We start from the raw sequence: 26582 nt of genomic DNA on the forward strand, positions 1-26582 counted from the left end.
AAATGCAATGCTGATTGTTTTCATCGTCCTGGCCTTCGTTGCCGTTGGAACAGCCGTCAGCATGTTGGTCACCCGCAATGCCATTTACTCCGCGCTTTTCCTCGTGCTGAATTTCGGTACCGTGGCCATTCTGTACCTGATCCTGGGGGCGCCGTTTATCGCCCTTTCTCAGATCACCGTCTATGCCGGGTCAGTCGTGGTATTGTTTCTCTTTGTGATTATGCTGCTCGGCGCCGAAAAACTTCCCGGCGGAGAACCCTTGCGCTGGCAACGCTTTCTGGCCTTCCCGCTGGTGATTCTGCTGGTAGCAGATTTCGCCGTCAACATTAACCGCCTCGGTGGAACCCTTGCCCTTATCGATCTCCCCCCGAGGGGATACGGTGAGCCGGTGGAAATCGGCAAGGTCCTCTTCACCCAGTACGCTCTGCCCTTTGAGATCACTGCCATCATATTACTGGTAGCAGTGGTCGGGGCCATCGTGCTCGCCCGGCCCCAACAGGCAGGCGTAAGCCGCCGTGATCTGTATAAACGAGACACTCAGGAGCGGAAATGAACACCATACCCGCCGAATATTACCTCATCCTTTCAGCCATTCTTTTCTCCCTGGGTATCCTGGGGGTGCTCCTGCGTCGGAATGCTCTGGTGGTTTTCATGTCTCTGGAATTGATGTTCAATGCAGGGAACCTGGCCTTCATCACCTTTGCGCGCATGTACCAGACAATTTCTGCCCAGGTGGTGGTCTTTTTTGTGATGACGGTAGCTGCGGCCGAGGTAGCCATTGGGCTGGCACTGATGGTGGAAATTTTCCGCACCAAGCGCAGCATTGATATTGATCAGATGAACTCCCTGAAAGGCTGAGAGGAGGAATGATGCCCATTTTTTCGCTCGTCCCCTGGGTAGTGCTCATTCCCGTCATTGGGTTATCGATCAACCTGCTCCTCGGCAGGCGTCTCGGTGAAGCCTTCAGTGGAGCGCTGGCTACCCTGGCAGCCGGGGGTTCTTTTGTGGTGGCGGTACTCCTGGCAGTGGGGCTTTCCCGTGATCCCCACCCCGTAGTGGTCCCCTTTGTGGACTGGATCACCCTTGGCGATTTTTCCGCGCGCTGGGCCTTTCGCGTGGATACCCTCTCCGTTACCATGATGCTGGTGGTAGCCGGCATAGGTACCCTGATCCATCTTTATGCCATTGGCTACATGCACGCTGACGTACACCATCAGGGAGACCCGGGGCGCTTCACCCGCTTTTTCGTCTATCTTAACCTCTTCATCGCTGCCATGATGATCCTGGTCAGCGCCGACAACTTCCTTATGCTTTTCGTAGGCTGGGAAGGTGTAGGCCTGTGTTCATACCTGCTGATCGGTTTCTGGTTTGAAAAGGGAAAAGACGGGATTGCCAATGCCCGTGCAGCTAAAAAAGCCTTCATCGTCAACCGCATTGGTGATTTTGGTCTGCTCATTGCCCTCTTTCTCATGGTTGCGAACTTCGGCTCATTAGACTTCTCCGTGGTCTTCGAGAAAGCTCCCGCACTGGCCGCTGCTGCACCAGGGGTGTTGCTGGCCATGACTCTCTTTATGCTCCTCGGTGTAACCGGAAAATCCGCTCAGATCCCTCTTTACGTCTGGCTTCCTGATGCCATGGCCGGTCCAACACCCGTTTCAGCTTTAATCCATGCCGCCACGATGGTTACTGCGGGGGTGTATCTGATCATCCGCTCTACCCCGCTTTTCGTCCTGGCCCCTGTAGCCCAGGCGACAGTGACCTGGGTAGGGGCACTGACGGCCTTCTTTGCTGCCACCATTGCCCTTGGCCAGTTCGACATCAAAAAAGTGCTGGCCTACTCCACCATCAGCCAGCTGGGATTCATGGTGGCCGCTGCCGGTATGGGAGCCAGCGTGGCAGCCATGTTCCACCTGATAACCCACGCCTTTTTTAAAGCCTTACTCTTCCTGGCCGCCGGGTCTGTGATCCTTGGCATGGAAAAAGGCCATGAACGCGCCCATCAATTCGACGAATCGGGTCACAAATCGGCTGGTTTTGATCCCCAGGACATGCGGAATATGGGCGGATTGCGCGACCGCATGCCCACCACCTACTGGGTGTATCTTATCGGGGCACTGGCCCTTTCAGGAATACCACCTCTGGCGGGCTTCTTCTCCAAGGACGAAATTCTCCATGCCGCCGACCAGTACCACAACCTCGTTTTCTGGATCCTCCTGCTGACTGCCTTCCTGACTGCTCTTTATATGGGGCGTCAACTCATTCTGGTCTTCGGCGGAACCGTCCGCACCCGTGCAGCGGGCGCCTCGACCGAAAACGGGGCCATCATCCTCCTTCCTCTCATTCTGCTTGCCATCCTCACCGTGCTCGGGGGGCTGATTAACTTCCCAGGTCTGTGGACACTGGACCACTGGCTCGAACATACCCTCGAAGGGCTTCCCCCCGCCGTGTTCTCACCACTCACAGCGTTGATTTCAGTGCTCATCGCACTGGGTGGGCTGGGAACCGCCTACCTGGTTTACCTGGTCACCGGCCAGGTCATCGAGAGCAACTCGCCCGATCCCCTCGAGCGGCTCGGCTTTCTCTGGAAAGGGATCGCTGCCCGCTGGAAGGTAGATGAACTCTACGAGGCCATTATCGTAAGGCCTTATCAGCGTCTGGCTCACTTTCTGGCCTCCCCTATTGACCAGGGTCTCATTGACGGGATCTCGGCAGGGTTAGCCTGGCTGATGCAATTCTTCGCCGAACTATTGCGTCGCCTCCAGAACGGTTTTGTGCGCTCGTATGCCCTGGTGGTGCTGTTCGGGGTAGTCGCCATTCTCACCTATGTCGTCCTGGTGCGTTAATCGAGGAGCCCCATGAACTATTCTCTCCTTATCCTCACTTTCTTCCCCCTCATTGGCCTTCCCATTCTCCTCTTCCTCCGGGAAGAGCAAAAGAACGCCATCCGCTGGAGCGCCCTCCTCGTCTCTTTAGTCACGTTTGGCCTCTCCCTGTGGGTATTATCGCGTTTTCAACCTGAGGCCGGTTTACAAATGCAAATTGACCTGCCATGGTTGAATATTGCCGGGATTCGGGTTTCTTTCCAGATGGGAATCGACGGTCTGAGCATCTTACTCGTTTTGCTCACCGCATTTCTCACCCCTCTGGCCATCCTTTCCACCTGGGAGTCGGTCACTGAGCAGGTAAAGGGCTTCATGATGTTCTTTCTTATGCTCGAAACCGGCATGCTGGGGGTTTTCCTGGCGCAGGATTTGGTGCTTTTCTATATCTTCTGGGAATTTACCCTCATTCCAATGTATTTTCTTATCGGCATCTGGGGGGGAGCACGGCGTATCTACGCCGCGGTCAAATTCTTCCTCTTCACCATGGCAGGCTCGGTGTTGATGTTGCTTGCCATCCTTTACCTAGGGCTGGCAGGGAAAAGCTTCTCGCTGAGTGAACTTGCCACCAACCGTGCCATGTTTGCCAACGCTCAGACGTGGCTATTCCTGGCTTTTGCCGCAGCCTTCGCAATCAAGGTTCCGGTCTGGCCCTTGCATACCTGGCTCCCCGACGCCCATGTGGAAGCCCCAACCGCTGGATCGGTCATTCTGGCAGGGGTTCTATTGAAAATGGGCACCTATGGCTTCCTGCGCTTCAATTTACCGCTCTTTCCGCAAGCCGCCCTTTCTTTCGCACCCGCCATGGCCGTGTTGGCGGTGATCGGTATTCTCTATGGCGCCATCGTTTCTTACCAGCAAAAAGATGTAAAGAAACTGGTGGCCTATTCCTCGGTCAGCCACCTGGGGTTTGTCATGCTTGGAATTTTTGCCCTCACTCCACGCAGCCTTTCTGGAAGCATCCTTCAAATGATTAACCATGGACTGAGCACGGGCGCACTCTTCCTGATTGTGGGAATGCTTTATGATCGACGCCACACCCGTGAGATGAGCGCCTACGGTGGCATCTGGAAGGTTGTGCCGGTGCTGGGCGCACTCATGCTCGTGGTCACCCTGTCTTCAGCAGGGTTACCTGGCCTGAATGGTTTTGTGGGTGAATTTACCATTCTCATGGGTTCCTTTGCGTCTCCCGTGTTGAACAGCCCGTGGTTTGCCGGAGTGGCAACCCTGGGAGTGGTGCTGGCGGCTGTTTATCTGCTGGTTATGTTCGAAAAAGTGTTTCTGGGGCCACTGACTCATGAAGAAAATCGCACTTTGAAAGAAATCACCCCACGCGAAGTGGTCGTGCTTTTGCCCATCCTTATTCTCATCGGATGGATTGGCCTTTCACCCAATTTCTTCTTCAACCTGATCTCACCGTCAGTCCACCAGCTAACGGCTTTATTGCAGGCAGCCGCCGTGGCTGTAAGGTAACCGAGGGGAAGATACCATGAACCTGACTCTGACTGACTACCTGACCATCCTCCCAGCGGCATTCGTCGCCCTTGGTGGGGTCCTTCTCCTGGTTGTTGACCTCTTCATTCCTCAGAACCGGAAAGGGATCACGGCACTCCTTTCGGCGATCATCCTGGCAGGGGGGCTTGGAACCAACCTGGCCCTGGGAGGGGCTGCCTTCCCTGCCGCGTTCAATAATATGATCGTCCTCGACGGTTTTGCGGCATTCTCCAATACGGTTGTCCTTGCCAGCGGGCTGGCAGGGGTTGCTCTGGCCTTTCAGTACCTGCGCCGTTTGAACCTGGAACGCAGTGAGTTCTATGCCCTGATCCTTTTTTCCACCTCTGGAATGCTGCTCCTCAATCAGGCTTACGACCTCATTATCGTTTTCTTATCTGTGGAATTGCTTTCTATCCCGCTGTATGTGCTTACCGGTCTGGCACGCACGGTGAATAACTCTGAAGAATCAGCCCTCAAATACTTCCTTCTGGGTACTTTCGCATCGGCGTTTCTCCTTTATGGCATTGCCATGATTTATGGGGCCACTGCTCATACCAACCTGCCTTCGGTGGTCAGCGCAATTACAGACCAGAAAGCCAACCCCACCCTTCTGTTAATTGGGGCGGCACTCATTGTCATCGGTTTAAGCTTTAAAATTTCAGCCGTTCCCTTCCACGTCTGGACACCGGACGTCTATCAGGGTGCACCCACACCGGTTAGCGGCTGGATGGCAGTAAGTGTCAAAGCGGCGGGCTTCACCATCCTGTTGCGGCTGCTCCTCATGGCCTTCCCAAGCCTTTCTACCAGCCTGTCTGCGGTGATCGGAGGAATGGCCGCCCTGACGATGATCCTGGGCAATCTGCTGGCTCTGGTACAGAAAAACATCAAACGCCTGCTTGCTTACTCGAGCATTGCCAACGTGGGGTACCTTCTGCTGGCCTTCACCGCCTATTCCAACCCGCAAATTGCTTCAGATGCCCTGGCCGCTACCCTTTTCTACCTCGTCGGTTATGGACTGACCAGCTTCGCTGCCTGGGCAGTAGTTACCTCCATGGAACAGGCAGAAGGAAGAGGCCTGGAAATTGAAGACTTCGCCGGGCTGGGACGTAAACGCCCCCTTCTGGCCGCAGCCATGGCGATTGCGATGATCTCCTTCACAGGCGTTCCACCCACGCTGGGCTTCTGGGGGAAGTTCTACATCTTTCGCACCGCAGTGGAAAGTGGAGCCCTTGCCCTCGCACTGATTGGCCTGCTGACCTCATTGCTTTCGGCTTATTACTACCTGCGGGTAGTGGTAGTCATGTACATGAAGCCCGGCGAACCCGAGGTGACCAGTGATCCCTGGGTCAACCTGCTGGCCTACGCTTCAGCCGCAGGCACCTTTTTACTGGCTTTCTTCCCTGGCTCCCTGCTGGATGTGGCGGCCCGCGCGTTGATTAAACTGTTCTAAAAGCTTCACGAGTTAAAAAAAACCGGGCAGAGAGACCCTTTCTCTGCCCGGTTTTTCGATCTCTATTAATAAACTATCAGCCACATTCCCAGAGCCGCCAGGGCCGCTGATAGAGTACAGGCCAGATTGACCAGATCATTATTCAACCAGGGTAAACCACGCACACGCACCGTTGGTGTGCCACAACCATGCTTCGGGTAACGTTCAGTTTCTTTTGCGCATACCGGGCAGCGATATACTGCCTGGAATGTCGCCCCAAGCAGAGAATCCACCAGGCTCCCGGCCAACCCCGCCAGCGTTAAAATGACCAGCCATAGCACACGATGTTCCAGCGAGAAGTTCACTGGCGATACTCCCAGAAGCTCAGCCAGGTTAAAAGGCACCCCCACCAGAGACAGCCCGGTGGCTCCGCGCCAGAAAATCACCCCTACCAGCGATACCACCCCTGCCCCGGCCAGTGCCGCCAGCACACCTGTCAGGGTGATGCCACCCGAAGTGCCCGGTTCAACTTTCTGCCCGTTACTGATCAGGCGCGGAGGGTAAACACTGAGCGCCCCCAGCTCAGTGGCCCACGTATCAGCATTAGCCGCCGCCAGTGCCGCCGCAAAACCGATCCACGGCCAGGCCTGCATGGGGTAAAACCCATGAGCTACAACAAACAAACCCGCCACACCTCCATTCGCTAGCACCTGCCAGGCATCACGCTCTGATCCCTTGGCATAATTCTCCTCAAGGAGTTGCTTGCGTTGTTTGAAAAGACGTGAAAGCACACTGGAAGATACAAAGAAAGCCAGCAGCATCAACGCCCATGTCAACCCCCCCAGGCCAAAAATAACCGTTCCCAGGCCGGTCGCCGCTCTGGCTCCCGAACGGCTCAACATCCCCGCATTTCGGGCGGCCAGGGCAATGACCAGCGCCAGAAAAAAACCAATGAGAAGGTTGAGGATCATAGAATTCAATCCGGGTTTCCGGCATAAAAAATTAAAGGATCATCGCAAGCCCCACCAGCATGAGCAGGGGCATCAGCACCCCCGAAGACCACAAAAAGAAAGCAAGCACCCGGTCTTCTGGCTGACGATAAAAAAACAGCCCACCGAGGAGATCCACCCCCAGTGCAAAGCCACTCAAAACCGGAAGCAAGAGCAATTGTGCCGCAGGCACCCCTGGCAGAGGCGCACCGTTGGAGGAGAACCCCAGCGATACTTCGGCCCGTGTAGGGATGATCAGACTCACCCCGGCGAAGAGCAAAAGTACCAACCCGAGCCCAAGCAGAATCAACCAGCGGGCCAGGCGATCTTGCCATATCAAACGGAAAAAGGCCGTCGGTTGCACCGAGCGGTAGGTCAACGGCTCAAGGCTACCCAGTTCCATCATCCGATGGAATACTCGCAGAAATGCCCTGGGGTCAGCCGGTGAAATAGCATAAACCCGCTGTGGAGTAGCCACCAGCAACAGCATCGCCTCATCTGCCGCCAGAAATTCCACCTCCCCCAGGTCTTCCGTATGGACTGAGCCAAGGACCGCCCCCGGCCACCCCAGAAGAGGCCGCCGCAACCGATAAGGGAGATCACTCGCCGGGCGAATCCATTCCACCTGGTCCACCGGTATATCCTCCATGCGTAGCCCCCAACGCAGGCGCAACCCTTCGCGTTCGATTAAATAACGCGCGCGAAGTAAGGCATACCCCCGGTAAATCACCAGAACCAGCGGAACAAAGAAAATCAACGAAAGCAACATCCACAGGGCCAAATACCCCCCCGCTTCCTGCCGTAAACCCTGCAGAAAACACCCCGCACTCAACAGGCCGAGGAGCGAGATTGCAACGGCATGGAAGATCAACCCCCGGCGGCGAGGCGGATGGAAAACGTGCGGCTCCAGCATTTTTCCCTTTATAAAACCGACTGCAACGCCCGACAGACCTGTTCTACCTGTCCCTCATCCATCTTCCCGGAAAAGGGCAGCGCCAGGCCGCGAGCACCCAGGTCTTCAGTGATCGGGAAGTCCCCTTCTCGATAACCAAACCGTTCAACCATATACGGTTGGAGATGGATCGGCAGAAAATAAGGCCGCACCGGAATTCCTTTTTCGGTCAGGCGAGCAGCCACTCGCTCCCGGTCAATTCCCTTTTGCAAACGGATTACATAAACGAACCAGCTCATGCGGGTCGTTTCTTCAGCAATATAAGGGATTTCAACCCCGGGGATTTCACACAAGCGCTCCGTGTACCAACCGGCCACCTGCTCACGGGCCTTCAACAACGATTCTAACCGCTGCATCTGAACTTCCCCCAGAGCAGCGCTCATCTCATCCAGGCGATAATTGTAGCCCAGATGGGTGTGTTGCAACCAGGTGTCACCCGGGGCCCGTCCCTGATTACGAAGCGCGCGCATAAATCCAGCCGCTTCATCATCATCGGTGACAATCATCCCCCCCTCACCGGTAGTGATCTGTTTGTTGGGGTAAAAAGCAAACACCCCATAATCTCCGAGCATGCCCGCAGGTCGGCCTTTGTACTGAGCACCCAAGGCCTCACAGGCATCCTCAATCAGGGCCAGGTTATACTGCACTGCAACCTTGCGCAGAGCATCCATATCTGCCGGCTGGCCAAATACATCCACCGCCAAGATGGCACGCAGCCGACCATTTCTGCGCCCAGCGCCGCGCCGGGGAAGCCAGCGCGTTGATTCAGAGCCATTTTCAGCCAGAGCCGCGGCCACTTCCGCCACCCGTTGAGGATCGATATTCCCCGTCCGCGGGTCAACATCCACAAAAATGGGAACGGCCTGTTCGAATAACAACACATTCGCCGAGGCAACGAAAGAAAACGGTGTTGTGATTACCCGGTCTCCGGGTTTTACCCCGGCGGCCCGTACGCACAGATGCAAACCTGCTGTGCCAGAGTTAACCCCGATGGCATGTTTTGCCCCGGTAAACGCACGCATGGCTTCCTCAAAGGCGGCAATCCGCGGCCCCATGCTCAACACAGGGGTATGCAATACCCCCAGCACAGCCTCACGTTCTGCATCTGTCAGGTCTGGCGAAGACATTGGAATGGAAGGTGTTTGATCAGGCATGGAATGTATTGTAATGTACTTTTTCACTGTGCGTCAACACAGGCAGCTCTTACTCAGATTCTCTACACAGGGAAAAATAAAAAAAGCCCCGAAGGTATCAACCACCCTCAGGGCAGTCAAAGGAGTAAAGCCCTAGATGAAAATGATCTGTGCGCCTTCGGTCATATCCATGAAGTCGCCTGCCGTAACAATGTCTTCCACACCCTCAACAAAATCTTCCTTCTTCAAACCGAACATGTCTACCGACATTTTGCAGGCATACAGCTTGGCACCGCCGTCGACGAGCATCTCAAGGTACTCGCGCACTGTCGGAACTTCCAGCTTTTGCATCTTATCCTTCATGATTTTGGTAGCAAAGGCGGTCATACCGGGAAGCACCCCCATGATATTGGGGATTCCCAGGTTGCCGGTATTCAGACCCATCAGGCTCATCTTCATGCTGGTATTTGCCACCGGGGCAATCTCCAGGTGGTCTACCCGGTGTTTATTGATTAAATCCAGCCCCCAGAAAGTAAAGAAGATCGTCACATCAATGCCGTTCCCGAGAGCCGCCCAGCCCATCACAAGCGCAGGATAAGCCATATCCAGCGTCCCCTTCGAGCAGATAAAAGCAATCTTGCGGTTTTCTTCGGCCATAGTCATCCTTCCTTATTCAAGTTAATGGGAACAGGAACTTGTGTTTATACACAACCTTCGGGTTTTCCCAGGCCAGCGATACGCGCCACTTTTTTAGCAGGGCCTTTAGGGAAAAGGGCAAACAGCTCCTTGGTAGAAACGCCCGCTCCCGTGGTGATCTGGCGCAGGGTGGGCGCCTTTCCAGAGGTTTTTGCACTCTCGCGGCAGAATTCGATGACTTTCCAGTGCGCTTCAGTCAGCTCAGAAATGCCTTCTTCTTTCGCCAGTTCTACGGCGATCTCTTTATCCCATTCCGCCGGATTGGTCATGAAGCCCTCTTCATTGACCTGAACCGTCTTGCCTGCAATTACTCGTGTTGCCATGGTTTCCTCCTGAAAAAATCAAAATCCACTCATCACAGAAAAGCTATTTGGCTTTTTGTGTTTCTCCCTCAACAGCGGTCTGCTCACCCACCACCTTCAACAGGTACAACGTGAGCGCCAGGCCACGGCGTACGGCAGGGTCTTGCATTTGCCGCAGTAAACCGAAGAGCGAAGTTTCCAGTGGTGGTTTGGCATCTTCCCGCGCCAGTGAAACCACTACCCGATCTGCCAGCTGGGCTCCTTCCTGCAAAAGCCTGAAATACCCCTTCCGTTCAAAGTCCGAGAGCACCCCGGTCAGTGTATCCATACCTTCACGGGTAATCGGCCCCATCACTTCCAGCAGGTCTGTGAGGCTGTCGAGCTGGTCAAGGAGCATCTCGATCTGAGGAGTATGGCGTACAAGCTTCTTGAGCAGGCGCACCAGGTCTTCTACTTCAAGGTGCTCCTGCACCTCTACCATTTCATCCGAGACTCGCTCCATGACACGCCGGGCAATGGGCATGGCGTCCTGCAACAATTCATCCCGTGCTTCGCGGGCACGTTCGGCTTGCTGTGCCTGTTCGGCTAGGTAAGCCACCTGTGCCGAAAGCGCATCAAGTTTCTGGTTCAACTCAACCAGTGCCTGATCCATAATTGCCTCCTAGGCTTTCCACTTGCCTGCCATGCTCATTGTGGCCGAAAGTGGCAGTTCCTGCCCCTTGAGAAGGAGGTTCCAGTACATCCAGCGGAACATCAACTTACCCCAGTGGTTGACCTCTGATTCCTCCAACAAAGTGAATGGCCCAATGCCAGGCAGAGGGTATCGGCCAGGGAGAGGTTCCGTCTCATAATTGAAGTCAATCAACAACCCTTTTCCAAACCCAGACTCAAGGAAACAATTGGCATGGCCGTCGAAGAGAGGAAGCAATTCCTGTCCGCGGATGTAGCGCACAAAGTTTTCTCCAAATGTATCTACCGCGAAATGTGCCACCGATCCCGCCTTGGAAGCCGGAGCGTTAGAAGCATCTCCCAGGACGAAAATGTTGGCAAAGGCATCGGAGAGGAAGGTGTATTTGTTGACCGGCACATAATTCAACTCGTCTCCCAGACCCGACTTGCCGATCACCGGTGCCCCCATGTTCAGCGGAACACTTACCAGCAGGTCAAACTCAATTTCACGTTCGTCATACGAGATTATTTTCTTTGCATCGGGTTCAACCCGCTCGATCATATATTCCGGCTCCACTTTAATACCCTTTTGCACGAGCAATTCACCGAGCATCTTTGAGGAAACCGGCTTGGTGAACGCACCAGGTAACGGGGTGGCGTAAATCAACTCGACGCGATCACGGATTCCACGCTCATGGAAATACCAGTCTGCCAGCATCAGAAATTCCAGAGGTGCCACCGGACATTTAATGGGATTCTCGACCACATTGACGACCAGCCGCCCCCCCTCCCAGGTGCTGAGCTTCTCTGCCAGGGTAAGTGCGCCTTCCAGAGAGTAAAAAGTGTGAATAGATTTACCCCATTCCTCTTCAGCCAGCCCGGGCGTTTCTTCAGGATGAATATCTGCGCCAGTTGCAATGATCAAAAAGTCGTAGTCCAGGGTGGTGCCGTTTGCCAGAAACACCCGGTTGTGGTCAGGTTCGATCCGTTCAATCGGCGAAACGATCAGTTTCGCCCCGCGCGGAACAAAATAATGCTTCGGCTTGACCACATCTTTACGAGAATACATTCCGAACGGGATCAACAAATACCCTGGCTGATAGTAATGCACAGGGTCCTGATCCACCATGGTGATCTGCCATTCGTCCATATCAAGGAGCTTGCTCAGACGATTGGCTACCATTGTCCCGGCCGTGCCGGCCCCAAGAACTACGAGTTTTTTCATAGAGGTTACTCCATTGAAATAAAAGTCTATTGACCCGATTTCGGTTCCGCTTCCACCAGCGCAGCGCGGCTCTTGAGCTTACTCGTCAGCACCGCCCGAAGCAGATCCAACGCCTCAATGATTCGTTCATCGGTAAGATAATTAATCACCGATTGCCCGTCCCGCCGCGAGTCTACAATGCCACGCTCACGCAGTAGATTCAAATGCCGTGAAGCCGCCGACTGGCTGATCCCAAGTACCTCGGCCAGAGAACTTACATTGCTGGGTTTTTCTTTCAGCGCATAAAGGATCAGTATGCGGGTCGGATCGGCCAGCGCAGAACAAATATCGGCGTGTAATTCGGTAATTTCTTGAGTCAGGGAAGGTGTAATCATTTTTCCGCTCTTCCTTGTATGCATATATGCGCATACCTTTAACTGCGCATATCATAAACCCTTTCCACCTGCCCATATAGTGACATTTGTCACAATCTGCTTATGATAGTTCGATGTTGTCTGGAAACCGCTTCGCAAATTACGCGCGCCGTAAAATTCCGATTTCGATTACAATTCAAGAAAGAATTCCACCGTCATCGAGGAGTTGTTATGCGCACACCATTCGTTGCTGGTAACTGGAAAATGAACAAGACCGGTGAAGAAGCCCGGTTGCTGGTCTCAGAATTGTTACCCGCTCTGCAACCGATCACTACCGTCGAGCGCGCCATTTGCCCGCCCTTCCCCTATTTACTCCCCCTCGCCAACATGCTGAAAGGAAGCGGCATTGGGCTTGGCGCCCAGAACATGCACTGGGAAGCATCCGGTGCTTTCACCGGCGAAGTGGCCCCCGCCATGGTAGCTGAATTCTGCCAGTACGTCATCCTTGGCCATTCGGAACGAAGAGCGTACTTCCACGAAACGGATGAAATGGTCAACAAAAAGGTCAAAGCCGCTCTGGCCATCGGGCTTACCCCGATTATGTGCGTGGGAGAGACCCTGAGTGAAAACGAAGCCGGGCTCACTGCTGAAGTTGTCACCCGGCAAACCCGCCTCGGGCTTGCGGGTATCTCTGCTGAAGAAGTGAGCCGGGTAGTCATCGCCTATGAGCCGGTCTGGGCAATTGGCACCGGGAAGGCAGCCACCGCCCAACAGGCACAAGACGTCCATGCCAGGATCATTCGCCCGGTGTTGCGTGAAATGTTTGGAGAAACTGCTGCCCAGGCAATGCGGATTCAATACGGAGGGTCGGTCAACAGCAAGAACGCTGCCGAACTCTTTGCCATGCCCGACATCGACGGCGCTCTGGTCGGAGGTGCCAGCCTCAAAGCACCTGAGTTTATTGCCATTGTTCAGGCCGCCGCAGAAGCCAAAAAATAAATTTTTTTCTCTACCCCCAGGGTAGAGCCCAATCCAGAAACAACACGGGGTTTACGCTAAAAAAGCGTAAACCCCGTGCATTTTTACCGGGGGTCTGCCCAATCTCACTCGACTTTGATAAATTTGCCCCCCGGAGCACCACAGACGGGGCAGCGGTTAGGAGCATTTCGTGGATGTGTATGGCCGCACACCGGGCAAACGTAGTAATCAAACTCTTCCATTTCTTTAGAGAGGCCTTCCAGCGCTTCGCGATACAAAGCCTCGTGCGTGGCTTCCACCTTCCAGGCCCACTCAAAACTGGTTTGAGCGCGTTTGTTACCCTCTGCCTTAGCTGCTTCAATGAAGGGTGGATACATGCTTACCACCTCATAATTTTCTCCCTGAATAGCCGCCTGCAGATTTTCGGCAGTGCTTTTAATTTCATCCGCCGCTTTGAAGTGATTCTGAGCATGAATATACTCTGCCTGTGCCGCGGCTCGAAACAGCTTGGCCACCTGCGGGTATCCTTCTTCCTCAGCTTTTCGAGCAAATGCTAGATATTTGTTCCGGGCCTGCGATTCACCAGCGAAGGCCGCCATCAGGTCTTGATAGGTGCTCATACTTCCTCCAGAAAGTGCTTTGATTCCAATCTCTCTCCTTATTGTATAAAAATTGGTCTGATCGGCGGGGTTGCGTCTGTCATGTTTCGGGTTGATGAATCTCCTCTATGCTATAATCAAGGCGCTGACCATCCTCCTTCCAGAGCCCGATTTTACGAGGATGAAAAGCGTATCCACATCTTACACAGCAATGGGAATTTGATCCTATGCGTTTTTTGATCACAGGTGCCGCAGGATTCCTTGGCTCGGCGCTTGCCAACCAGCTGGCGCGTGATGGGCATTCGGTACGCGGCCTGGATGACCTCTCGACCGGCAACCCCGAAGCTCTTCTCCCCGAAGTTCACCTTACCCGGGGAGATATCAACGACCGCCCCCGGTTATGGACCCTTCTCCAGGACATCGATTGTGTTTATCATCTGGCGGCGCGCGTATCTGTGCCCGAGTCAATGCTATACCCGCGTGAATACAATACCGTAAACGTGGGGGGGACGGTAACCCTCATGGAAGCCATTCGAGACGTCGGCGTGCGTCGGGTGGTGTTCATCTCCTCCGGCGCCGTGTACGGCGAACAGGGCACACAGCCCCTCACAGAAGACGCGTCTCCTAATCCGCAGTCACCCTACGCCGTTTCAAAACTCTCAGCTGAGTATTACGTGCGCACCATTGGAATGCTGTGGAATATTGAGACGGTTGTCCTCCGCGTGTTTAACGCCTATGGACCGGGTCAGCATATTCCCCCGGTTCACGCTCCTGTCATTCCTCTCTTCTTAAGACAGGCTCTCAATAACGGCACTCTGGTAATCCATGGCGACGGCACCCAGACGCGCGATTATGTGTACGTGGATGACGTGGTAACAGCCATGGTAGCCGCCGCAACCGCCAGAGAGGCCAACCAGAAAATCATCAATGTAGGAAGTGGTGTTGAAACTTCTATCCGCGAGCTGGTGCGTTTGGTCATTGCCACCACCGGCGGCAACCCCGAGGTCATCTACAACCCTCGGAATGAGGGAGGGGTGCGCCGCATGTGCGCCAGCCTCCGGCTTGCAGAAGCCATTCTCGGATATCGCCCTACCACTTCACTGAAGGAAGGCCTGCGCCTCACGCTGGAAAAATACATTCGGGTGGGAGTGAAATAAGCCACCTTTTAACGTCTGGCTTTCAGTACCAGGCGAATCGGCGTCCCGGTGAAAGGATATTCCTTTCGGAAGATATTTTCCAAAAACCGCATGTACGAGAAGTGCGCCAGCGAAGGATCATTACAAAACAGAAGGAAAGTGGGCGGATCACTGCGTACCTGAGTGCCATAATAAATGTGAAGAGCGCGTCCTCCTTTCGAAGGCGGGGCATGAAGCGACTGGGCTTCCTGGATAATGCGGTTCACCTGACCTGTCGTAAGGCGCGCCAGCCGTTCTTCCTGAACCCGTAAAGCCAGCGGCATCACCTGGTCTACCCTTTGCCCGGTTTTCGCCGAAATAAAAAGGATCGGCACATAATCCATGAAGTTTAACTCTTCACGGATTTTCCGGGTGTACATCTGCATCGTCTGGTTGTCTTTCTCCACCAGATCCCACTTGTTCACCAGCACCACCGTGCTCTTCCAGGCATCCATAATGTATCCGGCAATGTGGGTATCCTGAGCCGTGATGCCGCTCGTTGCATCAATCACCAGTAAAACCACATCGCTCCGTTCGATAGCACGCATGGAACGCAAAACGCTGTATTTCTCTACCCCGGGCTCCACCTTTCCCCGCCGCCGAATCCCGGCCGTATCGATCAGGGTAACTTTCAACCCGTCGTAAACCAGCGGGGTGTCAATGGCATCGCGCGTGGTTCCCGGAATCGGGCTGACCAGAGCCCGTTCTTCACCCAGGATACGATTGAGCAAGCTCGATTTCCCTGCGTTCGGCTTACCAACAATCGCAATCTTGATCGAGTCGTCCTCTTCTTCCTCCTCCTGAGGCGGAAAAGACGCCACCAGATCGTCTAACAGATCGCCTGTGCCAGTTCCATGCAGAGCTGAAATGGCGTACGGCTCGCCCATGCCTAATTCATAAAAAGCCGGGGCATTCTCACGTAAATTCTGGCTATCCGCTTTGTTGACCACCAGGAAAATCGGCGGCCAGGGTTTCCCCTCTCGCATGGTCTGACTTTTTCGGAGAATTTCAGCCACTTCGCGATCAGCTGGCGTCACCCCGCTGATCGCATCCACAAGAAAAAGCACCGCGTCAGCTTCTTTAATCGCCAGTTCCGCCTGCGCCCGGATTCCCTCAATAAAATCTGCCGACCCGATAGAAAGGGGCTCTCTTCCGGCCCGTGAGGTCGATGGATCAATCCCACCGGTATCCACAATATCAAATTCAAGCCCGTTCCACTCCGCAGAGGAAAAGATACGGTCACGGGTGGTACCGGGGGTCGCGTCTACTATGGCCAGTTGCTCTCCAGCCAGACGATTGAACAGCGTGCTTTTTCCAACATTGGGCCGCCCAACCAGGGCAACTATGGGCTTCGTTTTCATGATCCTTTCCTCTTCTTTATCTACCAGGTGTCGGGGTTAACTTTCGGGGCTGTACAATAACCTCGATGGAACCTGGCAGGATGGATTCATACCGCAGTTCCGGGATGGTAAGCTCAACCCGGGGCGCCATTTGATAAGTTCCCGCCCCAACCCCATTCAAATCAATGACAACCCGTACATCCCCGGGCTTGAGCGCGTCCAGCATCGGCAAAGGCCCGGACAGAATAATATTCACAGCCTCCGGAGATAACTTCGCCTCCAACCCCGGCTCAAGATTAATCACTGTCACCGGCACATCGTTCAAAGTGAGGCTACCTTCAATGGCTGAGACCCCTACAAATACAGTAACTGTCGGGTCACCCACCACCGAAATTCCCTCAGGAAGGTTTAATTGTACCCGTTCTTCTACATCTTCCCGCGCCCCGTTTAAATCTACGGGGCTGGTCTCTACATAGCCGGGTAATTTATCCACCAGCGCCGGGTCTGAAGCATACACGGTAACCGCCGGAGGGTATACCGAGATGGTGGTAAGGCGATACCCGGGGCTGATCTGTCCGGTGGTAACCACTTTGACCACCACATTGCGATACCCCCCACGCTGGGTGATAGGCTGAATCACAGTCACCTGATCCGGCACAATGGTTAATCCACTGATCTGCAGATCGCTCGCGTCCAGCGCCTGAACCGGCAGTGTACGCGTAATGGTATCATTGGCACGAGAGAGATCGACCACTACCCGCAATTGCCGCACCCGATCCACCAGAGATTTTGGGCCACTTACCGTAGCCGAGGTGATGTCTGCGCTCGGTTCTCCCGCCTCGTAGCCGATCGCCGGTTCGCCTTTCCGAACAATTTCGATGGGTAGCGTTACCGTAGATAGTTCTTCCAGCGTCAGGGTTACAGTGCGTGGGGTATATGAAACCACCCGCACCGGAGTAACTCCAAGCTGAATCTGCACCGGTACGGTATGAGTGCCGGGGCCGTACCCTGAAAGGTCTACCAGAGCACGGACCGGGGTGGTGCTTGCGTTCAATTGCTCCCAGACCGAACGCGGCGCGCTCAGCCTGAGGGTAACCTGGCGGCTTTCATTAGATGTAAGGATCATCGCCGGATCCAACCCCACAATTTCCAGGTTGACCGGGCGGGGAAAAATCCGCTCTTCAGTGGGATCTGTTGAAGTAACAGCGGAAATCCACACTGCCACCGCCAGCACAAAAGAAAGAAGCAGGGTTGGAATGTATCGCACAACCTGCCGGATGAGGTTCATGCCCCCTCCTTTCCAGTCGGGGGCCTGGGGCCCTGCCGGCGAAACAACCCTGTCAGCCGTCCGAACAGGTCTGCACCGGTTGCAGGTGCCTGATAGAAAGTATGGAGGATGTTTTCCAGGCGTTCGCTGTCCAGCCGGCGGATCATCCGGCCATTGTGAGAAACGGAGATCATGCCGGTTTCCTCAGAAACCACAATGGCCACCGCATCCGTCGCCTCAGAAATTCCTAATGCGGCCCGATGCCGAAGCCCCATTTGCCGGTCAGGGGTTCGGTTAAGCACACCACTGGCTGACAGGGGCATGACACAGGCTGCCGCTGCAATCAGGTTGCCGGTGATGATCACTGCACCGTCATGTAACGGCGTATTCGGATAAAAAATCTGTAACAGCAATTCCGGGGTTACCCGTGCATTCATCCGCACCCCGGTGCGAATATAGTCTTCCAGGCTATCCGAGCGTTGCAAGACAATCAGCGCCCCATGCTCCCGGGCTGAAAGGCGTGCCGCTGCCGTGACGATAGCCGTGATAGTCTCATCCATCAGCCCTGCTCCCTCTCTCAGGCCGAGGAGCTGGCCAGAGCCCGCCCGCCCAAGGCGTTCTAACCCGCGACGGATTTCTGGAGCAAAGATCACCGGAATGGCCAGGAGAAGTGCCGGCAGGGTGGTACGAATTAACCAGGAAAAGGCCGGTAAATCGACCAGGCTCGTGAGCAGGCTGAGGAAAATGACCAGGAAGATCACTCCGCGAAGCAAAACAACGGCCTGGGTTTCACGGAGCATCACCAGCAGGCCGAAAATGATCAGGGTCACCAGGGCAAGGTCCAGGGCACTGAACCAGGTCAGGCGCTGAAACAGAAAGCCAATTTCACTCAGCAGATCAGCCATCCATCATCCGTATCATCCAGCCATATCCATCCAGGGGCCACCCGCCATTTTCCTAAATGGGGCGCAACACCCGCTCCGCCCGCAACTGCTTGAAAAACAGGGTCGTTCCCGGGCGCATCGACTCACTGGCAGCTTCCTGCCAGGCGGTCACACCCAGCATGGAAGGGGTACGTTTTTCATATCCCAACTTCTTCCAGAAACTCTCATCAGACAGGTAAGTAGGGGCAAATACAAGAGAGGCTTCACATTGCAGGTTTTTAGAAGAGCGTTCCATCTCTTGAATCAAAGGCGGTAAGGCCACTTCTGGCGCAAGGCCGGGTGCGATGAGAATATCCACCGTTCGGGCAACCAGGTTTTCCACCTGCCAGCCGAGCAGGCCATGTACCTCGTTCTCATGACACAACAACAGAAAAGCTTTCTCACCAAAAGCGGCCATCACATCCTCCCGCGTCACAGGTCGAGCTGAAGGATTGGCCTGATTCATCAACCGCGCAATGGCTTCCGAGTCCCGCGGTTTACCACGCTGGACACTTAATGAACTTTGAGGGACAGAGGGTTTCCTCTGAACCGAGACTGCGGGCGCTTCTTCAGGGCTTCTGGGTACCAGGCGGGTCCAGGCCGCCTGAACTTGCTTCCAGGTTTCTTCAAAAGTGGCATCGTTGCGAATAACCACATCTGCTGCCGCCAGTTTTTGTTCCTGCGGTGGTTGGGCGGCGATCCGCTGGCGGGCTTCACTTTCCGTCATTTTCCGGTTGGCCATCAGGCGGGCGAGCTGAATTTCCGGCGGGGTATACGTGACCCAGACGCTATCACATGTGCTGGCCAGGCCCGACTCAAGGAGTTTAATCGCTTCAATCACAATCACCCTTTGAGAAGCCCGCTGAACCAACCAGTCAATCGCCTGAAGAACCAGGGGATGAATGATCCCTTCCAGACGAGCCAGGGCTTCCTTATCTCCAAAGACCACGCGCGCCAGTTTACTGCGGTCAATTTCTCCCTGTTCGGTGAGAATCCACTTTCCAAAGTGATCAACCACCGGTTGATACCCCGGTGCCCCCCGGGCGATCGCCCGATGTGCCAGAGCATCTGCGTCAATGCCATACGCGCCAAGATGCTCCAGCATCCGGCGAACCACGCTCTTCCCGGTGCCGATATTTCCAGTCAGGCCGATGACAACTTTACCCGCCCACTTGCCCACAACCACTCCTTGGTATTCGTCAATGCACAGTCAACCAGTGCTGAGCTAGGCCCACCCCCGGCTTGATGATCCGCATCGCTTATTGCTTCACAGACCCAGGGCCAGTTTCATTTTATCTGCCCCTGCCTCGAATGTCAAATTAGCCAGAGGGGTCAGAGATATTTTAAACCGCTCCCTGTATTTAGAAGAACCACCTGCTCATCCTTGCGAATTTTCCCCTCGGCCAGGAGCTTCTGCAAACCGGCCAGGGTAGCTGCTCCCTCCGGGGCGGCAAAAATTCCCTCCCGACCGGCCAGCAGCCTTTGAGCGGCGCGGATTTGCTCATCACTCACCACCATAGCTTCACCTTTGCTTTCCTGCAACACCCGCAGAATCATCCGATCGGCAAACGGGCGAGGCACCCGCAACCCTGCGGCTATGGTCTGGGCATCTGGCCAGATCTCACATCGTTCGGCATGGTTGCGAAAAGCTTTTACTACAGGCGCGCAACCCTCAGCCTGGACGGCTACCATGCGGGGCTTATGAGATGATTCCAGCCATCCCAGACCCTCAAGCTCATAAAAAGCCTTCCAGATCCCCACCAGGCCAGTACCACCGCCGGTAGGATAAAGGATGACATCCGGCAGTCTCCATGCAAAGGCCTCAGCCAGCTCATATCCCATGATTTTCTTACCTTCCAGGCGGTAGGGCTCCTTAAAAGTAGAAAGATCAAACCAGCCTTCCTGCCGGGCAAGCTGGTTAGCCAGTCTGCCGGCATCACTGATCAACCCGTCCACCAGCGTCACCTCTGCGCCGGTAATTCGGCATTCTTCAACGATGGGCCGCGGCGTGTCTTCTGGCATGAAAATACAGGCTTTTATCCCGGCGCGGGCGGCGTAAGCCGCCATGGCGCCCCCTGCATTCCCCGCCGTAGGGATCACCACGCGATGCACTCCCAGCTCTTTGGCCCTTGAAACCGCCGCAGCCATTCCCCGGGCCTTGAAACTCCCCGTGGGGTTTGCACTCTCATCTTTAACAAATAACCTCGACAGCCCCCAATCCTTTGCCAGATTGGAGAGGGGCAATAACGGGGTATTCCCCTCCCCCAGAGTAAGGATGTGCCCCACTTCCTGCACCGGCAACAGAGGGAACCAGCGCCACATTCCCGGCAATGGCTCAATCCGTTCCCGATCCAGGTGTTCTGACGCCCGGTTCAGATCATATACAGCCACATAGGGCGCCTGACATGCCTCACAATACGTCTGAATCTGATGCGCATCCACTTCTGTTCCACATTCAGAGCAAACCAGATGCGTCAGATAATTTTCGGATGCAACGTTGAAAGTTACCACGCCTGCCCTCAATGACCGGGGAATTATCCCTGAGTGATGTGAACTTCCTGCCCTTCAGGGACGTTAAACCGCGCATTCCGTAAGGCAGATACCGCTTCTCGCAAGCCATCCAATGCCTGTTCGTAGCTTAAAATGCCCTGTTTATATTGCGTCTTAATCCTGGCCAGGCGCTGATCCGCCTGACTCACCAGATCTTTTATTTCCAGATCAAGATCAGCCTGTGCCGGGAATCGCTGAGCGAGCGCCTGCCAGCGTTGCTGATACTCCTCCAGCAGGCGTTCCAGGCGTATTGCTTCCTGTTGTTCAAGTTCAGCCTGACGAATCGCAGCCACAACACGATCCTCCAGCTGACTCAATTCGTGGAAGATCTGCCCCAGTTCATGCACGGCCTCACTGGCAGTTTTCCGATCAGATTTCAAACGATCCAACCGCCGCTCAAGCTCCTGAAACATACGTACCTCTTCTACCAGCGATTGGCGGGTAGGAGGCCAATCGCGCCGCCCGCTGGCCAGTTTTCCTGCCGATTGAAGGGCCTTACGGGCAGCCTCGCGCGCCTGGGTCGCTTCTCGTACAGCTTCAAGCACAACCCTGGCTACCTCATCCAGCGCCTGAGACACTCCACGGCACGTTTGCCATTCATTGTTCCAGCGTTTAATTTCAGCGGCCACTTCGAGATAGGTCGATCCATCCTTCCGGGGCGTGGGGCGGGAACCTAATCGTTCGATCAGGCTACGGGCCTCATTCACTGCCCGATCTTCCAGAGCAACACTCTGATCGAGCTCACCCAGCTGATCACTGATGTGACGAGTCTGACCCTGTAAATCCAGCACCAGCTGATCTAGCCAGTTCTGGCTGGCACGTGAAAGCTGCTCCACAAGCACATTCGTCCGCGAGACTTTTCGCTCTACCGCGCCCTGACCAGGGTTGCGCAACTCCTCCACCAGGTGAGATAGTTCTTCTCGAACGCGGTTCATTTCTGCAAGCGCCTTCTCCTGCAACACGGCATTTTCGCGGGTGAGCAGAAGCAGATGATCCATTGTTGACAGAGCGCGCTCCGCCTCAGCAAGGGCTTCACTTTCTGCCTTCTCCAGGGTGTTCAAACGCTGGCGCATACGTTCCTCACGGGTGCGCAATGCCCGATGCAATTCCACCATCTGGCGGGCGTCTTTCAGCCAGTCAGAAAGTTCACTTTCTTTTATAGCCATGGGTTGCGAAGCTCCTGTAAGGCGCTGTTGTAGCTCCCTTAAACGGCTTAAATCAGCCTGAAAGGCCGCTGGCGTTTCCCCACCGCTCCAGTTTACCGGGGCATAACGTGCCGCCTTCTCAACCAGCTGTTGCGCATTTTCCAGGAAAGCCATTCCATCGGCCACCACCCCCGTCCCCAGCAGGAAAAGAAATTCTTGATGAGCATTCAAAACCGTTTCAAGCCTCTTGATAAAGGACGTGAGTTTTGCATCCTGTTCTGAGGCAAGGCGCAACCCTTCTTCCACCTGCTCCGGGGTACGTTTTTGATCGCGTGAGCCAATGGTATTCAGGCCGGTCTCAAGGTCAGCCAGAAACGCCCGCGAGATATCCCACACCAGAGGGTATACCTGTAATTTTTCGGGCTCCGCCAGGCGCCGGGCAGCCTCACTCTGGCGGGTCTCCAGCTCCAGGATCGCCCGATCGAGTTCTTCAACCTGTCGGCACACCCGATCGTACCGCGCGACCTGGTCTTTAACCACCTTTTCCAGATGAATGGTTTCTCGTTCAAGCGCACGCAAATCATCCACCAGCGGTTCCTGCAGGCGCTTATTAATCGCCACTGTCGTCGCCCGCACCCTGTCCAGCTCAGCGAGGAAACCATCCACGATTAACCCAACCGGCGGATTTTTTAATGCGGCGCGGAAAGTATTCCCTGTTTTCCGCAGCCGCTCATAGGCTTCTACCGTTCGGCGGTATTGCTTGTCCCATCCTTCAACACGTTCTACCCATTCATCCAGAAGGGGTTGAACATCCTCCAGAACCGCATAGACTGCACTCACCGTCTCTCGAACATCCCCCGCCTGCGAATCGGGGGGCCCTTCGGCAAGAAAATCCTCAGGAATGTGCCCCCAGCTCTGCTGCACCCGTCGGAAAACATCATCAGCCTCTTCCATGGGCTTGCCATGCAAACCGGCTTCGTGTAAGGTATTCAACAAAGTTTCCAGCCTTTGCAAAGCCTCCCCGGCCATGCGAGCCTGCGTGTAAATTTCCACAGGCAAACCCTCCATCCGCCGGGCAAGCCTTTGTGCCTCTGCCAGCTCGCGCTGCAGGTTTCGATTCTGAACACGCAAAGCCTCTGCCGCCTTCCAGTTTGGATAGGCACCGGTCACCCACTCCAGGATTCCCTGCAGGTGAGAAAGTGGCACATGATGTTGACGGGCTTCCAGTTCCACCCATCGGCTTTCTACCTCCTGCGCCATTTGCAGGATACGATCAACTTTCTTCTGCAGTTCTGCCGTCAGAGTGACATACGGCTGGCGATGGATTTTGCCAAATTCATACTGCGTGGCCTGCAACGATTCAATGTGAAAACCCGCCTGATTGAGCTCACCCCCTACCTCAAGCAAGACCGTTTCAACCTGCCTGCGCCAGCGACTGACCAGGCCGTACACCACCAGGCCAGCCACCAGAGAGACCAGCATGATGATCAACAAAGTAATGAGAATCCATTCCAACGCTGATTCCATCGGGCCTCCCGTTCATAGTAATCATACACGATTTTTGTTAAGAAAAGACCCGGAGCACCCGGTGGTTTTCAGGAAAGCTCCAGAGGCATCTCACCCATGCTGAATACCCAGGTTTAATCAAACCATCAAAACCAACCTCCAGATGCTTGAAATATTCAGATAATTTTGGTAAAATTTATTTGTGATAAAAATCACAAGCAAAATGGAGGCTGGCATGGCTGATCAATCCAGTAAACCCCATGTGATTATTGTTGGAGCCGGTTTTGGCGGACTTCGCGCCGCACGTAGACTGGCAAATGCTCCTATCCATCTCACTATAATCGATAAAAACAACTATCACCTCTTTCAGCCTTTGCTGTATCAGGTGGCTACGGCAGGGCTTTCTCCAGAAGCCATTGCTCACCCCGTGCGGGCTATCCTGCGTAGGCAGAAGAACCTCACCTTTTATCTGGCCAAAGTGCAGGCCATCGACCTGGAAACCCGTTCTGTCGTGACAGACAAAGGGAACCTCGCTTATGATTACCTGATCCTGGCACCTGGAGGTACCACTCATTTTTGGGAAATGGGGCGCCTTGCTCGCCACGCTCTGGGGTTGAAATCGATCGGCGATGCCGAACAGATTCGCAACCACATCCTGCGTATGTGCGAAGAAGCCACCCTCGAAAGAGATCCAGCGCACCAGGTATCCACGCTCACCTTCGTCATTGCCGGTGGAGGCCCGACCGGGGTAGAAAGTGCCGGTGCTCTGGCCGAACTACTTAAAACAATAATCCCGGGAGACTATCCCACCCTGAAGCATATCCCCCGAAAAGTGATTCTCCTGGAAGCCTCTCAGCGCCTCCTTCCTGCCATGCCCGATGACCTCGCTGCCTATGCCCTTCAGGCTCTCAAAAAGGCCGGGGTTGAAGTCCGTCTGGGCACCGCCGTACGGGATTATGACGGAAAGACGATTTTTCTCTCCACCGGAGAAACCATAACCTCTCCCACTCTGATATGGGCATCCGGGGTACGGGCCTCGCCACTGACATCCTCCCTTCCAGTTGAGAAAGATGCTCTCGGTCGTCTCAAAGTATTGCCAACCCTGCAAATTCCTCGGTACCCTGAAGTCCTTATCATCGGTGATGCAGCCTCATTCCCGGACCAGGATGGAAAGCCCCTCCCCATGATTGCACCGGTAGCCATTCAACAGGGAGAAAGCGCAGCCCAAAACATCCTGCGCATGATCTCCGGGAGAGAACCGGAAGCCTTCCATTACCATGATCCGGGTCTACTGGCCACCATTGGGCGTAGTCAGGCAGTTGCCAGAATCGGCTCTCTGAAACTGCGTGGGGGAATCGCCTGGTTGATCTGGGTAGTGGTTCACATCTATCAGCTGATAGGATTCCGAAACCGCCTGCAGGTAATGATTAACTGGGCATGGAACTATCTTCTCTACGACCATCCCATCCGTCTGATCCACCATGCATTGACAGGCGTTCGAGAACCTCGCCGCCACCCATCTCTTCCTAACCCCCAGGAACATCCCGGCCAGACTCTTTCGAAACCTGCCTGAGCGTGGTTATAATGATAAAGATCAAACCATGCAGGAGGTTGAAAGATGGCTCTGAAATTAACCTGGTACGGTCATGCAACCCTTGGACTTGAGACCGGAGGGTATCGCATTCTGGTTGACCCATTTTTCACTGGCAACCCCACAGCAAGCACCACCGCCGACAAAGTCCTCGCTGATTTCATCCTCGTCAGTCACGGTCATGGCGACCATGTGGGAGATGCCGAAGCCATCGCCCGCCGCACCGGCGCATTGATTATCTCCAACGCTGAAATTGCCAGCTGGTTTGCCAAAAAGGGCCTCAAATCGCACGGCCAACACCTGGGCGGGGGATATACCTATCCATTTGGGTACTTAAAATTAACCTTTGCCCTTCACGGTTCGGCTCTGCCCGATGGCAGTAATGGCGGGAACCCGGCAGGGTTCCTGCTCACCACGCGCGAAGGGCAAAAGGTCTACCTGGCTCAGGATACCGGCCTGTTTGGCGATATGAAACTCATCGGTGATGAAGGATTAGAGCTGGCTGTCATTCCCATCGGCGACAATTACACCATGGGCCCCGATGATGCCCTGCGAGCCGTGGAACTGCTCCGCCCGAAGCAGGTAATCCCGATCCACTATAACACTTTTGACCTGATCAAGCAGGATGCGATTGCCTGGGCACAGCGTGTGCAACAGCAAACTGGAGTCACCGTCCACCTGTTGAAGCCGGGACAGAGCCTGAGCCTGTAAGGTAGAACTGGCAAAGCCCATTCACCGGGCAGGCAGGGCAATTCGGTCTACGCGCATGGCAGGTCTCGCGCCCCAGGCGAATTAGGTTAAGATGTCCCGGGGCATATTGGTCGGGTTTAAAAACCCCCGCCAGGTACTGGTGGGCTTGTTCCACGCTCAGGTGAGCCGGGCGCAACCCAATGCGCCCACTCACCCGATAAATGTGAGTATCTACCGGAAAAGCGGGTTTGTTCAGAGAAAACACCAGGACGATTGCCGCCGTTTTGGGCCCCACCCCTTGAAAGCGCATCAACCACGCCAGCGCCTTTTCGGCTGGCCAGTGCTGTAAAAAGCTCAGATCGAGCGAACCACACTCCGCGCTGATCTGACGCAATACCTGTTGAATACGCGGCCCTTTCTGATTACCCAACCCCGCCGGACGGATCGCTTCAATCACCGCTTCGGCAGGCGCATCGCGCACGGCTTCCCAGGTTGGGAAACGCTCCCTCAACCTCTGAAACGCCAGATCGCGATTACGATCATTGGTATTTTGAGAAAGGATAGTCGAGATTAACTCATCGAGCGGGGGGAGGGTATTTCGCCACTGAGGCAGTCCATATACCTCCAGCAGACGCCGATACACTGCCTGCCCACGTTCAACATGTTCAGGGAGGGGAGAAAGCGACTCAGGCATTCA

At 54.8% G+C, this 26582-nt stretch carries 25 protein-coding genes; 9 read left to right on the plus strand and 16 right to left on the minus strand.

What is annotated here, in order from left to right; genetic code table 11:
• Positions 1 to 7 precede the first annotated feature (7 nt).
• Genes ATHL_RS11160 through ATHL_RS11180 form a run of 5 tightly spaced genes read left to right on the plus strand, consistent with a single transcriptional unit; the run spans position 8 to position 5823 of the window.
• Positions 8 to 553: an NADH-quinone oxidoreductase subunit J family protein gene (locus ATHL_RS11160; protein WP_062193639.1), complete on the plus strand. Its 546-nt coding sequence runs from the start codon at positions 8 to 10 to the stop codon at positions 551 to 553.
• Positions 550 to 858 (plus strand): NADH-quinone oxidoreductase subunit NuoK, encoded by a 309-nt coding sequence (gene nuoK, locus ATHL_RS11165; RefSeq protein WP_062193642.1) that lies wholly within the window; start codon positions 550 to 552, stop codon positions 856 to 858. Before ATHL_RS11160 ends, nuoK begins: the two co-directional genes overlap by 4 nt.
• A gap of 8 nt (positions 859 to 866) precedes the next feature.
• Positions 867 to 2843, plus strand: a complete 1977-nt coding sequence (gene nuoL, locus ATHL_RS11170) for an NADH-quinone oxidoreductase subunit L (protein WP_201797966.1) — start codon at positions 867 to 869, stop codon at positions 2841 to 2843.
• A gap of 12 nt (positions 2844 to 2855) precedes the next feature.
• Entirely contained in the window at positions 2856 to 4352 is a 1497-nt protein-coding gene (locus tag ATHL_RS11175) for a complex I subunit 4 family protein (RefSeq protein WP_062193647.1), read from the plus strand.
• A 16-nt stretch (positions 4353 to 4368) separates the two neighbouring features.
• Positions 4369 to 5823 carry an NADH-quinone oxidoreductase subunit N gene (locus ATHL_RS11180; RefSeq protein ID WP_062193651.1) on the plus strand — a complete coding sequence of 485 codons (1455 nt, stop codon included), beginning with the start codon at positions 4369 to 4371 and terminating at the stop codon, positions 5821 to 5823.
• A gap of 65 nt (positions 5824 to 5888) precedes the next feature.
• Here the strand turns inward: ATHL_RS11180 and ATHL_RS11185 are convergent, their stop codons facing one another.
• The 8 genes from ATHL_RS11185 to ATHL_RS11220 all read right to left on the minus strand — a co-directional run bounded on the left by ATHL_RS11185 (position 5889) and on the right by ATHL_RS11220 (position 12142).
• Complete coding sequence (locus ATHL_RS11185; RefSeq protein ID WP_062193654.1) at positions 5889 to 6773, minus strand: DUF92 domain-containing protein; 885 nt, start codon at positions 6771 to 6773, stop codon at positions 5889 to 5891.
• A gap of 31 nt (positions 6774 to 6804) precedes the next feature.
• Complete coding sequence (locus tag ATHL_RS11190; RefSeq protein ID WP_062193656.1) at positions 6805 to 7704, minus strand: PH domain-containing protein; 900 nt, start codon at positions 7702 to 7704, stop codon at positions 6805 to 6807.
• Positions 7705 to 7712: 8 nt separating this feature from the next.
• Positions 7713 to 8897 (minus strand): DegT/DnrJ/EryC1/StrS family aminotransferase, encoded by a 1185-nt coding sequence (locus ATHL_RS11195; protein WP_062193659.1) that lies wholly within the window; start codon positions 8895 to 8897, stop codon positions 7713 to 7715.
• Between the two features lie 132 nt (positions 8898 to 9029).
• Positions 9030 to 9539 (minus strand): DsrE/DsrF/DrsH-like family protein, encoded by a 510-nt coding sequence (locus ATHL_RS11200; protein WP_062193661.1) that lies wholly within the window; start codon positions 9537 to 9539, stop codon positions 9030 to 9032.
• 38 nt (positions 9540 to 9577) lie between these two features.
• Entirely contained in the window at positions 9578 to 9895 is a 318-nt protein-coding gene (locus ATHL_RS11205) for a TusE/DsrC/DsvC family sulfur relay protein (protein ID WP_062193664.1), read from the minus strand.
• Between the two features lie 43 nt (positions 9896 to 9938).
• Positions 9939 to 10526 (minus strand): DUF1641 domain-containing protein, encoded by a 588-nt coding sequence (locus ATHL_RS11210; RefSeq protein ID WP_062193666.1) that lies wholly within the window; start codon positions 10524 to 10526, stop codon positions 9939 to 9941.
• 9 nt (positions 10527 to 10535) lie between these two features.
• The gene (gene sqr, locus ATHL_RS11215) at positions 10536 to 11768 is read right to left on the minus strand and encodes a type III sulfide quinone reductase, selenoprotein subtype (RefSeq protein ID WP_062193669.1); all 1233 of its coding nucleotides are present in this window, start codon (positions 11766 to 11768) and stop codon (positions 10536 to 10538) included.
• Positions 11769 to 11794: 26 nt separating this feature from the next.
• Positions 11795 to 12142 carry an ArsR/SmtB family transcription factor gene (locus tag ATHL_RS11220; protein ID WP_084001384.1) on the minus strand — a complete coding sequence of 116 codons (348 nt, stop codon included), beginning with the start codon at positions 12140 to 12142 and terminating at the stop codon, positions 11795 to 11797.
• 210 nt (positions 12143 to 12352) lie between these two features.
• On the opposite strand from ATHL_RS11220, the gene tpiA reads away from it, so the two are divergent.
• A complete protein-coding gene (gene tpiA / locus ATHL_RS11225) occupies positions 12353 to 13120 on the plus strand; it encodes a triose-phosphate isomerase (protein WP_062193672.1) in 768 nt (255 codons plus the stop codon).
• Between the two features lie 104 nt (positions 13121 to 13224).
• Here the strand turns inward: tpiA and ATHL_RS11230 are convergent, their stop codons facing one another.
• Positions 13225 to 13719, minus strand: coding sequence for a rubrerythrin family protein (locus ATHL_RS11230; RefSeq protein WP_062193674.1), 495 nt, complete (start codon positions 13717 to 13719; stop codon positions 13225 to 13227).
• 206 nt (positions 13720 to 13925) lie between these two features.
• On the opposite strand from ATHL_RS11230, the gene ATHL_RS11235 reads away from it, so the two are divergent.
• The gene (locus ATHL_RS11235) at positions 13926 to 14855 is read left to right on the plus strand and encodes an NAD-dependent epimerase/dehydratase family protein (protein ID WP_062193677.1); all 930 of its coding nucleotides are present in this window, start codon (positions 13926 to 13928) and stop codon (positions 14853 to 14855) included.
• An 8-nt stretch (positions 14856 to 14863) separates the two neighbouring features.
• On the opposite strand, the gene der is transcribed toward ATHL_RS11235, so the two are convergent.
• The 6 genes from der to ATHL_RS11265 form a co-directional block, all read right to left on the minus strand.
• Positions 14864 to 16234, minus strand: a complete 1371-nt coding sequence (gene der, locus ATHL_RS11240; protein WP_062193680.1) for a ribosome biogenesis GTPase Der — start codon at positions 16232 to 16234, stop codon at positions 14864 to 14866.
• Positions 16235 to 16250: 16 nt separating this feature from the next.
• A complete protein-coding gene (locus ATHL_RS11245) occupies positions 16251 to 17501 on the minus strand; it encodes a CdaR family protein (protein ID WP_062193684.1) in 1251 nt (416 codons plus the stop codon).
• The gene (gene cdaA, locus ATHL_RS11250) at positions 17498 to 18385 is read right to left on the minus strand and encodes a diadenylate cyclase CdaA (RefSeq protein WP_062193687.1); all 888 of its coding nucleotides are present in this window, start codon (positions 18383 to 18385) and stop codon (positions 17498 to 17500) included. The genes ATHL_RS11245 and cdaA overlap by 4 nt, the downstream gene beginning before the upstream one ends.
• A 52-nt stretch (positions 18386 to 18437) precedes the next feature.
• Positions 18438 to 19583: a dephospho-CoA kinase gene (coaE, locus tag ATHL_RS11255; RefSeq protein WP_084001385.1), complete on the minus strand. Its 1146-nt coding sequence runs from the start codon at positions 19581 to 19583 to the stop codon at positions 18438 to 18440.
• 152 nt (positions 19584 to 19735) lie between these two features.
• Positions 19736 to 20914 carry a threonine synthase gene (locus tag ATHL_RS11260; protein ID WP_062193690.1) on the minus strand — a complete coding sequence of 393 codons (1179 nt, stop codon included), beginning with the start codon at positions 20912 to 20914 and terminating at the stop codon, positions 19736 to 19738.
• 23 nt (positions 20915 to 20937) lie between these two features.
• On the minus strand, positions 20938 to 23625 hold the full coding sequence (locus ATHL_RS11265; protein ID WP_062193693.1) for a coiled-coil domain-containing protein: 2688 nt from the start codon (positions 23623 to 23625) through the stop codon (positions 20938 to 20940).
• Positions 23626 to 23839: 214 nt separating this feature from the next.
• Here ATHL_RS11265 and ATHL_RS11270 point away from each other — a divergent pair, with 214 nt between their 5' ends.
• Both ATHL_RS11270 and ATHL_RS11275 read left to right on the plus strand, forming a co-directional pair.
• Positions 23840 to 25177, plus strand: coding sequence for an NAD(P)/FAD-dependent oxidoreductase (locus tag ATHL_RS11270; RefSeq protein ID WP_084001386.1), 1338 nt, complete (start codon positions 23840 to 23842; stop codon positions 25175 to 25177).
• A gap of 45 nt (positions 25178 to 25222) precedes the next feature.
• A complete protein-coding gene (locus ATHL_RS11275; protein ID WP_062193696.1) occupies positions 25223 to 25906 on the plus strand; it encodes a metal-dependent hydrolase in 684 nt (227 codons plus the stop codon).
• On the opposite strand, the gene ATHL_RS11280 is transcribed toward ATHL_RS11275, so the two are convergent.
• Entirely contained in the window at positions 25863 to 26579 is a 717-nt protein-coding gene (locus ATHL_RS11280; protein WP_062193700.1) for an endonuclease III domain-containing protein, read from the minus strand. The genes ATHL_RS11275 and ATHL_RS11280 overlap by 44 nt on opposite strands.
• Between the last annotated feature and the right edge of the window lie 3 nt (positions 26580 to 26582).

Source organism: Anaerolinea thermolimosa (assembly GCF_001050195.2).
GTDB lineage: Bacteria > Chloroflexota > Anaerolineae > Anaerolineales > Anaerolineaceae > Anaerolinea > Anaerolinea thermolimosa.

What these genes read in the sequence shown, in the direction of transcription:
- ATHL_RS11160 (WP_062193639.1), top strand. Translation starts at nt 8, where the DNA reads ATGCTGATTGTTTTCATCGTCCTGGCCTTCGTTGCCGTTGGAACAGCC.
- nuoK (WP_062193642.1), top strand. Translation starts at nt 550, where the DNA reads ATGAACACCATACCCGCCGAATATTACCTCATCCTTTCAGCCATTCTT.
- nuoL (WP_201797966.1), top strand. Translation starts at nt 867, where the DNA reads ATGATGCCCATTTTTTCGCTCGTCCCCTGGGTAGTGCTCATTCCCGTC.
- ATHL_RS11175 (WP_062193647.1), top strand. Translation starts at nt 2,856, where the DNA reads ATGAACTATTCTCTCCTTATCCTCACTTTCTTCCCCCTCATTGGCCTT.
- ATHL_RS11180 (WP_062193651.1), top strand. Translation starts at nt 4,369, where the DNA reads ATGAACCTGACTCTGACTGACTACCTGACCATCCTCCCAGCGGCATTC.
- ATHL_RS11185 (WP_062193654.1), bottom strand. Translation starts at nt 6,773, where the DNA reads ATGATCCTCAACCTTCTCATTGGTTTTTTTCTGGCGCTGGTCATTGCC.
- ATHL_RS11190 (WP_062193656.1), bottom strand. Translation starts at nt 7,704, where the DNA reads ATGCTGGAGCCGCACGTTTTCCATCCGCCTCGCCGCCGGGGGTTGATC.
- ATHL_RS11195 (WP_062193659.1), bottom strand. Translation starts at nt 8,897, where the DNA reads ATGCCTGATCAAACACCTTCCATTCCAATGTCTTCGCCAGACCTGACA.
- ATHL_RS11200 (WP_062193661.1), bottom strand. Translation starts at nt 9,539, where the DNA reads ATGACTATGGCCGAAGAAAACCGCAAGATTGCTTTTATCTGCTCGAAG.
- ATHL_RS11205 (WP_062193664.1), bottom strand. Translation starts at nt 9,895, where the DNA reads ATGGCAACACGAGTAATTGCAGGCAAGACGGTTCAGGTCAATGAAGAG.
- ATHL_RS11210 (WP_062193666.1), bottom strand. Translation starts at nt 10,526, where the DNA reads ATGGATCAGGCACTGGTTGAGTTGAACCAGAAACTTGATGCGCTTTCG.
- sqr (WP_062193669.1), bottom strand. Translation starts at nt 11,768, where the DNA reads ATGAAAAAACTCGTAGTTCTTGGGGCCGGCACGGCCGGGACAATGGTA.
- ATHL_RS11220 (WP_084001384.1), bottom strand. Translation starts at nt 12,142, where the DNA reads ATGATTACACCTTCCCTGACTCAAGAAATTACCGAATTACACGCCGAT.
- tpiA (WP_062193672.1), top strand. Translation starts at nt 12,353, where the DNA reads ATGCGCACACCATTCGTTGCTGGTAACTGGAAAATGAACAAGACCGGT.
- ATHL_RS11230 (WP_062193674.1), bottom strand. Translation starts at nt 13,719, where the DNA reads ATGAGCACCTATCAAGACCTGATGGCGGCCTTCGCTGGTGAATCGCAG.
- ATHL_RS11235 (WP_062193677.1), top strand. Translation starts at nt 13,926, where the DNA reads ATGCGTTTTTTGATCACAGGTGCCGCAGGATTCCTTGGCTCGGCGCTT.
- der (WP_062193680.1), bottom strand. Translation starts at nt 16,234, where the DNA reads ATGAAAACGAAGCCCATAGTTGCCCTGGTTGGGCGGCCCAATGTTGGA.
- ATHL_RS11245 (WP_062193684.1), bottom strand. Translation starts at nt 17,501, where the DNA reads ATGAACCTCATCCGGCAGGTTGTGCGATACATTCCAACCCTGCTTCTT.
- cdaA (WP_062193687.1), bottom strand. Translation starts at nt 18,385, where the DNA reads ATGGCTGATCTGCTGAGTGAAATTGGCTTTCTGTTTCAGCGCCTGACC.
- ATHL_RS11265 (WP_062193693.1), bottom strand. Translation starts at nt 23,625, where the DNA reads ATGGAATCAGCGTTGGAATGGATTCTCATTACTTTGTTGATCATCATG.
- ATHL_RS11270 (WP_084001386.1), top strand. Translation starts at nt 23,840, where the DNA reads ATGGCTGATCAATCCAGTAAACCCCATGTGATTATTGTTGGAGCCGGT.
- ATHL_RS11275 (WP_062193696.1), top strand. Translation starts at nt 25,223, where the DNA reads ATGGCTCTGAAATTAACCTGGTACGGTCATGCAACCCTTGGACTTGAG.
- ATHL_RS11280 (WP_062193700.1), bottom strand. Translation starts at nt 26,579, where the DNA reads ATGCCTGAGTCGCTTTCTCCCCTCCCTGAACATGTTGAACGTGGGCAG.